The organism is Shigella sp. FC1544 (genome assembly GCF_001722145.1).
GTDB lineage: Bacteria > Pseudomonadota > Gammaproteobacteria > Enterobacterales > Enterobacteriaceae > Escherichia > Escherichia coli.
Genome location: NZ_MECT01000165.1, coordinates 1 through 3,975 on the forward strand (window position 1 = coordinate 1; position 3,975 = coordinate 3,975).

At 45.5% G+C, this 3,975-nt stretch carries 2 protein-coding genes and 3 pseudogenes; 2 read left to right on the top strand and 3 right to left on the bottom strand.

Annotated features, from left to right (window positions below):
* Positions 1–122 (bottom strand): IS1 family transposase (locus tag BGK49_RS26335; protein ID WP_001422013.1); only part of this gene is annotated, 122 nt, incomplete at its 3' end.
* A 55-nt stretch (positions 123–177) separates the two neighbouring features.
* On the opposite strand from BGK49_RS26335, the pseudogene BGK49_RS10325 reads away from it, so the two are divergent.
* Positions 178–831: pseudogene (locus BGK49_RS10325) on the top strand (LysR substrate-binding domain-containing protein); the annotation flags it as partial.
* Between the two features lie 40 nt (positions 832–871).
* Here BGK49_RS10325 and pgl read toward each other — a convergent pair.
* Positions 872–1,866: pseudogene (pgl, locus tag BGK49_RS10330) on the bottom strand (6-phosphogluconolactonase).
* A gap of 294 nt (positions 1,867–2,160) precedes the next feature.
* A pseudogene (locus BGK49_RS26345) lies at positions 2,161–2,256 on the bottom strand (DNA invertase); the annotation flags it as partial.
* A gap of 490 nt (positions 2,257–2,746) precedes the next feature.
* Here BGK49_RS26345 and ipaHb point away from each other — a divergent pair.
* The coding region (gene ipaHb / locus BGK49_RS10335) for a T3SS effector E3 ubiquitin-protein ligase IpaHb (protein ID WP_069375738.1) at positions 2,747–3,975 on the top strand (1,229 nt) is incomplete at its 3' end.

Genomic DNA, 3,975 nt, shown 5'->3' on the forward strand with positions numbered 1-3,975 from the left:
AGTTGCCATGTTTTACGGCAGTGAGAGCAGAGATAGCGCTGATGTCCGGCAGTGCTTTTGCCGTTACGCACCACCCCGTCAGTAGCTGAACAGGAGGGACAGCTGATAGAAACAGAAGCCACTGGAGCACCTCAAAAACACCATCATACACTAAATCAGTAAGTTGGCAGCATCACCCCGACCGCAGTATTTTATTTTTTACCGCTGGCAATCGGTAAATTTAATGAGCTGTATCCCAATATTAAAGTGCGGATTCTGGAACAAGGCACGAATAATTGCATGGAATCGGTGCTGTGTAACGAATCAGACTTTGGCATAAACATGAACAACGTCACAAATTCATCCATTGATTTTACCCCACTGGTCAACGAGCCGTTCGTGCTGGCCTGTCGGCGTGACCATCCATTGGCCAAAAAGCAGCTTGTAGAATGGCAGGAGTTAGTGGGTTGCAAAATGATTGGCGTACGCTCCTCCAGCGGCAACCGACTGTTGATAGAACAACAGCTGGCCGACAAGCCCTGGAAGCTGGACTGGTTTTACGAAGTGCATCATCTTTCGACGTCATTAGGACTAGTGGAGGCAGGACTGGGGATTTCGGCGCTTCCTGGTCTGGCAATGCCCCATGCGCCCTATTCTTCGATTATTGGTATCCCACTGGTGGAACCCGTTATACGTCGGACATTGGGGATTATTCGCCGCAAAGATGCCGTGCTTTCTCCGGCAGCTGAACGCTTTTTTGCCTTGCTGATTAATTTGTGGACTGACGATAAAGACAATTTGTGGACCAATATCGTCGAACGCCAGAGACATGCGTTACAGGAGATAGGTTAATACACCGGCGAAGGAGAGACTGCGCCGGTTAAATCAGCGGTTAGTGTGCGTTAACCACCACCCACATTGGTCCCTGCCCGACCGCATAACGGCCTTTTTCATGCAGTAGTCCCTGCTCGCCAACAATTTCGTATACCGAGATGAGGTGAGATTTTTGCCCGGCGGCAATCAGATACTTGCCGCTGTGATCAACATTGAAGCCGCGCGGCTGGGTTTCCGTTGGCTGGAAGCCTTCTTTACTCAACACGCTGCCATCTTCCGAAACGCTGAAAACGGTAATCAGGCTGGCGGTACGGTCGCAGGCGTATAAATGGCGACCATCCGGGGTGATATGAATATCAGCCGCCCAACGGGTGTCGGAGAAGTTTTCCGGCATCATATCCAGCGTCTGGACACATTCGATATTACCGTGCGGATCTTTCAGTTCCCAGACATCCACTGAGCTGTTTAACTCATTGACGCAATACGCATATTGTTCGTTTGGATGGAATACCATATGACGCGGCCGGCCCCTTCAATGGTAGTCACTTCCGCAGGGTCCTGCGCCACCAGATGACCATCATCGCTGACCGTAAACAGGCAAATGCGATCCTGCTTTAATGCCGGAACCCACAGCGTACGGTTGTCCGGTGAGATATTGGCGGAATGGCAACCGTCCAGCCCCTCGACCACATCGACGACGCCCACTGGCAGGCCATCTTCCAGACGCGTTACGCTCACGTTACCCGCATTGTAAGAACCTACAAAGACAAACTGCCCCTGGTGATCGGTGGAAATATGCGTCGGACTACCCGGCAGCGCAGACTCTGCGGCAAAGGTCAGTGCGCCATCGTCCGGGGCAATACGATACGCCAGGACGCGAAACTCAGGGCGAACACCAACATAGAGATAACGTTTGTCCGGGCTGACCACCATCGGCTGCACCTGCCCCGGCACATCGACAACCTGTGTCAGCGTCAGTGCGCCTTCATGATTCAGGTTCCAGACGTGAATTTGCTGGCTCTCAGGGCTGGCGATATAAACTGTTTGCTTCATAAACACACCTCAAAAACAATAAATTCTTTATTTTTCATGTAAATAGCAACATCAAGCGAATGAAAAACAGACAACAAAACGCGATAAAATACAACATCGCGTCACAATTAAATCAATACGTTAGCACACCATTTCGAATGGCATATCATTAAAATATTAATCACCGTCACAAATTTGACAATGCCACAGATATTTTCGCGACCATTTAGGGAGCGTGACGCTCCCCGCGTTTGTTCGCCATATCAACGACCGTAAACACCATACCCTAACAACTTCCAATCAAGCTCCCATTCGCTCAACAATCAGCTCATATCCTGCACAGTTCAACGCATTACGTCGTAGATCGGTGTTCTGGTCATTTGTTGATACGCGTACATAGCCAATAAGCATGGTAAATCCCCCTGTTAACAAGACACTGCGTCAAAAGTCGGGGGGGAGAATTGGGTGATCTCCTTCCATGGGAATACACAGTCATTATAAAATAGAATGTACTGTTTTTTTAAAGAAAAAAACAGTACATTGATATATGATTTGGATCATTACTAAATCCTTTGCTGAAGTTACTATGTATATAAGCTTATTTTATACATGATTATTAGCAACAAATATTACCAAGTCAAGTAGTCAGGCTGGCTAAAATAGTTGGAGATGTTGTAGTATCTTACTCAAGACTAATGTCTTCTGGTATAAATCCTCTGCATTGTGAATATGTAAAACATCAAAAAAAGATGAACCAAATATACAAAAAAAGCAAATATACTTACCAGGATAGAAAGCATGATATAACACTCATTCCCTTATGGCGAATATTCTGAAACACCCTCCTCATTAGGAGAGATACATTAAATACAATTTATTCACAATCTAATTCCATATCCATATGCGAGAAATTAATATGCTCAGAAATATTTCATCCTGTTTATTTCCACATATCAGCACAATTACATCCCCCAACCATTATTTGTCCGAATGGGATGATTGGGAGAAACAGGGGTTACCGGAAGAACAGCGTACTGAGGCGGTAAGAAGACTTCGTGCATGTCTTACCTCTAAGGGGCATAAACTGGACCTGCGAGCCTTGGCGCTTTCCTCGTTACCTGTACTCCCTGCTTGCATTAAAAAGCTTGATGTGAGCTGTAATAAATTAACCATCCTTACTGATTTACCTGAAAATATTAAAGAACTTATTGCAAGAGATAATTTCTTAACACATATATCTGCATTACCACATTATCTAATAACTTTGGATGTGTCCGAAAATCAATTAGAGAATCTGCCGTTATTACCAGACACCATCAAATCACTAAGCGCAGAGTATAATAGGTTATCCACACTGCCTTCATTACCCTTGAATTTAAAAAAACTTGAGGTTAGGAACAACGAACTGCAAACTCTTCCATCTCTGCCTTCTAATCTTAAGATACTTAAGGTTGCGCACAACCATCTTACTGAACTGCCCCCTTTACCTAGGAGACTGCAACTTCTTTTTGCATATAGCAATAGATTAAGCAACTTACCAAACATCCAAGAAAATATTATCATGAGAAGATTTTTTTATTTTGAAAACAACCAAATAACTACAATCCCGACAAATCTTTTTCGTTTAGATCCTCATATAACTATTGAGATTGCAAATAACCCCTTATCAGATCAAACTCTGCTATTCTTAATACAGCAAACTTCGGTTCCAAATTTTAACGGGCCTCAGTTTCGTATTTCCCTGTCAGACCAAAACAGACTGTTTTTACGCCAGATGTTGCCGCAAAATTTACATTCGCGCCATATCAGAGTCATCACTGAAGGGGGGCAGAACTTTCAGATCCCCCCTCTTCCCGAAACTGTGGCAGCCTGGTTTCCTGAAGCAGATCGTCGGGAGGTTTCTACACAATGGACTTCTTTTTCCACCGAGGAGAATTCCCGGGCATTCTCCGCGTTCCTTGACCGCCTTTCCGATACCGTCTCTGCACGCAATACCTCCGGATTCCGTGAACAGGTCGCTGCATGGCTGGAAAAACTCAGTGCCTCTGCGGAGCTTCGACAGCAGTCTTTCGCTGTTGCTGCTGATGCCACTGAGAGCTGTGAGGACCGTGTCGCGCTCACATGGAACAA